This is a genomic window from Thermoleptolyngbya sp. M55_K2018_002 (assembly GCF_015295965.1).
Taxonomy (GTDB): Bacteria; Cyanobacteriota; Cyanobacteriia; order Elainellales; family Elainellaceae; genus Thermoleptolyngbya; species Thermoleptolyngbya sichuanensis.
On the sequence record NZ_DVEA01000009.1, the window covers coordinates 1 to 4,184 of the forward strand.

The window sequence follows — 4,184 nt, forward strand, 5'->3', positions numbered from 1 at the left end:
TAGATGCACTCATTCCTGGCAAAAAGCGCCATCCCCTGCCCCAGTTTCCAACCAGTTTGTGAATCGGGGGTCAAACTTGAGTGCCTGCGGCTTTGCGGGCGAGTTTGGCGTAAGTTCTGGCGGTTTCGTAGCGCAGCCCCCAATCCTCAGCATGGATGGCAAAACTGACAACGCTAGACGGCTTCAGCCCCCAAGGTGATTTTGATCGGCGGTAGGGAGCCAATGGGTTTGCCGGTTTGGGGGTCGAGCTTGGCGGGGATATATTGCAGCGGGCGCGCGGTATTGACGCAGGCCAGCACCGTTCCCACCGACGCATGGGCCGTCATGCCGGTATAGTCGGCAATCACATCCTGCTCTTGCCAGCCCGGCGGCAGGCACATCTGGTAAATGTCATTCACGCGATCGCGGAATTCCAGCGGGTCATACACGTCTGTCACCACCAGTGGCTCATCCACGCACAGGTGAGGATACTGGCTCTGCAAATCTTTCGCAAGGTTTAACCGCTCCAGCGAACTGATCAGCCAGCAGCGCTGGAGGGTGGGCAAATGATGGCGAATCGCCGTCTCGCAGGACTGGGGATGGCTGACTAACAGAATCAGTCCTGGATACTGGCGGTCAAGCTGCTTTTTGCGCACCTGCAGCGGAATGTCGTCCGGCAAGGAGGCGATCTGGCGCGAAATCAGCCAGAATACTGCCGCGATCGCCCCCAACAACACTAGCGCCGCCGTCAGCCCAATTTGAGCCAGCGCCAGCCCACTCTCGCCAAACACCCGCTTCAGCCCATCGTAAATTGCATTGCCCAGAACTCCTAAACACACCGACCCCACAAAAAACGGCAGGATGGTTTCGGCATTGAAGACGATCTTGATGGCTCGGGTCAGTGTATTTCGCATAAAAGGGGAATGATTTTAGGTTTGCATTTTCTCTGTTATACACCCTTGTTTGAAGAGGGGCCTTCAAAGACTATTGCATACTAATGCATATCCCAAAAACCCTTCGGGGAAGATCCACTCAGCCCTCATCCCCCAACCCCTTCTCCCAAAAAGGGAGAAGGGGAGCCGGATTAAAGCCCATTGGAGGAGGAAAGACCCCAATCGATAAATACCAATTCTCCCAAAAAGGGAGAAGGGGAGCCGGATTAAAGTCCCTCTCCCTGCTTGGGAGAGGGATTGAGGGTGAGGGCGCTATCAAAGTCCCTCTCCCTGCTTGGGAGAGGGATTGAGGGTGAGGGCGCATTGCGTATTCCCTAATGCCCCCGCCACATCCAAAACGTCCGCTTTTCTTTGTTCCCAGGAGTCCCTCCCATGCTAGACAAGCCAGCGTTCTTATCCGCAGAAAATTTTTGGCAAGCCTGGACTAAGGTAGCCGCAAACCAGGGCTGCGCGGGGGTAGATGGCGAAACTATCGCCCAGTTTAGTCAAGATCCAGAGCGCAGGCTATCGGTGCTGCAACAGCAGGTGGCCCACGGCACCTATCGCCCCCTACCCCTCCGACAGATTTTTATTCCCAAACCCCGCGGCGGCTGGCGCGAACTGCAGGTGCCCACCGTGCGCGATCGCATTGTGCAGCAAGCCCTGCTGAATGTGCTACACCCCATGCTTGAGCCGCAGTTCGAGGGGTGCAGCTATGCCTATCGGCCCGGGCGATCGCACAAAATGGCGGTTGAGCGCATTACGGCCCATCAGCGGCGGGGCTACCAGTGGGTGCTGGATGCCGATATCGTTGGCTATTTTGACCACATTGGCCATCAGCGGCTGCTGGCGGAGGTGGCAGAGCGGCTGCCGATCAAGCGAGAAGACAAACAGCCGCCAGAACGCTCCTATCCAGCCAGGGCGCAGCGGTTGCAGACATGGCCCTCGGCAGAGTTTGTAGCGCTGGTCTTGCACCTGATGCAGCAATGGCTATCGGTGGGCGTGCTGACGCGGGAAGGGGTGTACTTTCCCCAGCGGGGCATTCCCCAGGGGGCCGTGATTTCGCCCCTGCTGGCCAATGTCTACCTGGATGACTTTGATGAGGCGATCGATGGCACCAAGCTGAAGCTGGTGCGCTACGCCGACGATTTTGTGGTGCTAGGGCGAAAACAGCAGCACGTTCAAGCCGCCAGGGAGCAAGTATCGCAGCTTTTGGGGGAGATGGGGCTGGTCTTGCACCCCGAAAAAACAAGCCTGACTAGTTTCGAGCGGGGGTTTCGGTTTTTGGGCCATGTGTTTAGCGGTGATCTGGTGCTGCCAATGCAAAAGGTGACAGACCCCAACCCCCCGGATGAAACCAACGTCCGCTTGGGATCGGAGCTGCGCCTTGTTCACACCGACGCGCCAGCGCAGAACACGCAGATGGAGCAGGCGCTGCTGGCGGCGCTCAAGGCATCACAACAGCCCATACCGCCCCCCTTATTTGTGGTGCTGGGCTATCGGGTGCGCGAACCTGAACGGGTTGAAATCACATCAAACGAAACAATTTGGAGGACGGGTATGTCAACGCTGTATCTGGTGCACCAGGGCACCACGGTCAAAAAAGAGCAGGGCCGCTATGTGGTCAAGTTGCCCAAGGAGGAGGCACTCGAAATTCCGGTGCGAGAGGTGGAGCGCGTGCTGGTGTTTGGCAATATTCAGCTCACCACGGCGGTGATTGCTGAATGTCTGGAAAACCAGGTGCCAGTGGTGTTTATGTCCCAACTGGGCGACTATAGGGGCCACCTGTGGAGCGCAGAATACACCGACATCGGCACAGAACTGGTGCAATATCAGCATCAGGGGAATGAGAGCTTTAAGCTGGCCACCGCCCGTGCCATTGTGGCGGGAAAGCTGGCCAATTCGCGCCAGCTCTTGCTGCGGCTCAATCGCAAGCGCCAGCTTCCAGCGGTGGCCGAGGCAATTGCAACCCTGGCAGAGTCGCTAGAGTCTAGCCTTCAGGCCGACAGCCTCAACAGCCTGCGGGGCTATGAGGGGCTGGCCGCAGCCCAGTATTTCCGTGCCCTGGGAGCGCTGATCGTCAATCCGGCCTTTACGTTTACCGAGCGCAACCGCCGCCCGCCCAAAGACCCGGTCAACTCGCTGCTCAGCTTTGGCTACACGCTGCTGTTGAACAATGTCTTGAGTCTGCTGCTGGCGGAGGGGCTAAATCCTTACCTGGGCAACCTGCACGGGTCAGAGAAAAAGCAAACATTTCTGGCCTTTGACCTGGTGGAGGAGTTTCGCTCGCCCGTGGTAGATAGCCTGGTGATGCGGCTGATTAACCAGAAGTTTTTGAAGCCCACCGATTTCACCTGGCCCAATGCCGAAGGCGGTATCTATCTCAATGACGCCGCTCGCCGCCCTTTTCTCAATCAGTTTGAAAAGCGGCTATCGCTAAAGGTGTCTCACCCCGATGTGGCAGAGCCAGTCTCCTACCGGCGGGTGATGCAACTCCAGGTGCAGCGCTACAAGCGGGCGTTGCTAGAGGGGGTGCCCTACGAAGCGTTTCGCAAGGTGAACTAATGCTGGTACTGGTGGTCTATGACATTCCCGACGACAGGCGGCGCACAAAGCTGGCGACGTTTCTGGAGGGCTATGGGCGGCGCGTGCAAAAGAGCGTGTTTGAGTGCTTTTTGCCCCTGGCGGAGATGAAAACCCTCCAGCAGAAGGTGCAGCGGCGCATCAAGCCAGAAGAGGACAACGTCCGCTTTTACTGGATTCCAGCAGATGCACTGCCCAAGGTGCTAACTCTGGGCAGCGGCCCACCCGAACCGCCCCCAGAGTTTTACATTGTCTAACATAGCGCTACGCGCATTGGTTAGGACAAAGTTTTTTGTGGGAAACCCCGCTGCGCAGGGCTTCCCACAAAAAACTTTTGACATCATGAGCGCGTAGCGCCATGTTTACATTATTTAATAATCGCAGGTCGTTTTTTGAGCAGACCTGGATTATGATGGGCCTAGTGGCGACGATCGCCATAGGTCGGCTGAACCTTGAAAACCGCATGATTTCGTTGACCTATGGCGGTGGCTTGCCCCATCAGGGTTTTAGCCATCCATGTTTCCGACTTTTTGAGTTCTCGTGCTGCAATAATCCGGTCGTTTTTGACCTGTGGAGATTAGGGGTGCTCAACCTCTCAACCTGCAAAGGTTCCAGGAGGCTACCCTTTCCCAACCACTTCCCCGCAAGGGGACGGAAACTCGCCCCTTTTTGGTAGCAGTCGTCTTTCAA

At 56.9% G+C, this 4,184-nt stretch carries 4 protein-coding genes; 3 read left to right on the plus strand and 1 reads right to left on the minus strand.

Annotated features, from left to right (window positions below):
* A partial coding sequence (locus IGS51_RS00295; RefSeq protein WP_297074773.1) for a hypothetical protein occupies positions 1-199 on the plus strand: 199 nt, incomplete at its 5' end.
* Here IGS51_RS00295 and IGS51_RS00300 read toward each other — a convergent pair.
* Entirely contained in the window at positions 174-893 is a 720-nt protein-coding gene (locus tag IGS51_RS00300; protein ID WP_297074775.1) for a hypothetical protein, read from the minus strand. The genes IGS51_RS00295 and IGS51_RS00300 overlap by 26 nt on opposite strands.
* A gap of 411 nt (positions 894-1,304) precedes the next feature.
* Between IGS51_RS00300 and cas1 the strand changes: the two genes are divergently transcribed.
* Both cas1 and cas2 read left to right on the plus strand, forming a co-directional pair.
* Positions 1,305-3,476: a CRISPR-associated endonuclease Cas1 gene (cas1, locus tag IGS51_RS00305; protein WP_297074777.1), complete on the plus strand. Its 2,172-nt coding sequence runs from the start codon at positions 1,305-1,307 to the stop codon at positions 3,474-3,476.
* On the plus strand, positions 3,476-3,751 hold the full coding sequence (gene cas2 / locus IGS51_RS00310; RefSeq protein ID WP_297074779.1) for a CRISPR-associated endonuclease Cas2: 276 nt from the start codon (positions 3,476-3,478) through the stop codon (positions 3,749-3,751). Before cas1 ends, cas2 begins: the two co-directional genes overlap by 1 nt.
* Positions 3,752-4,184 lie beyond the last annotated feature (433 nt).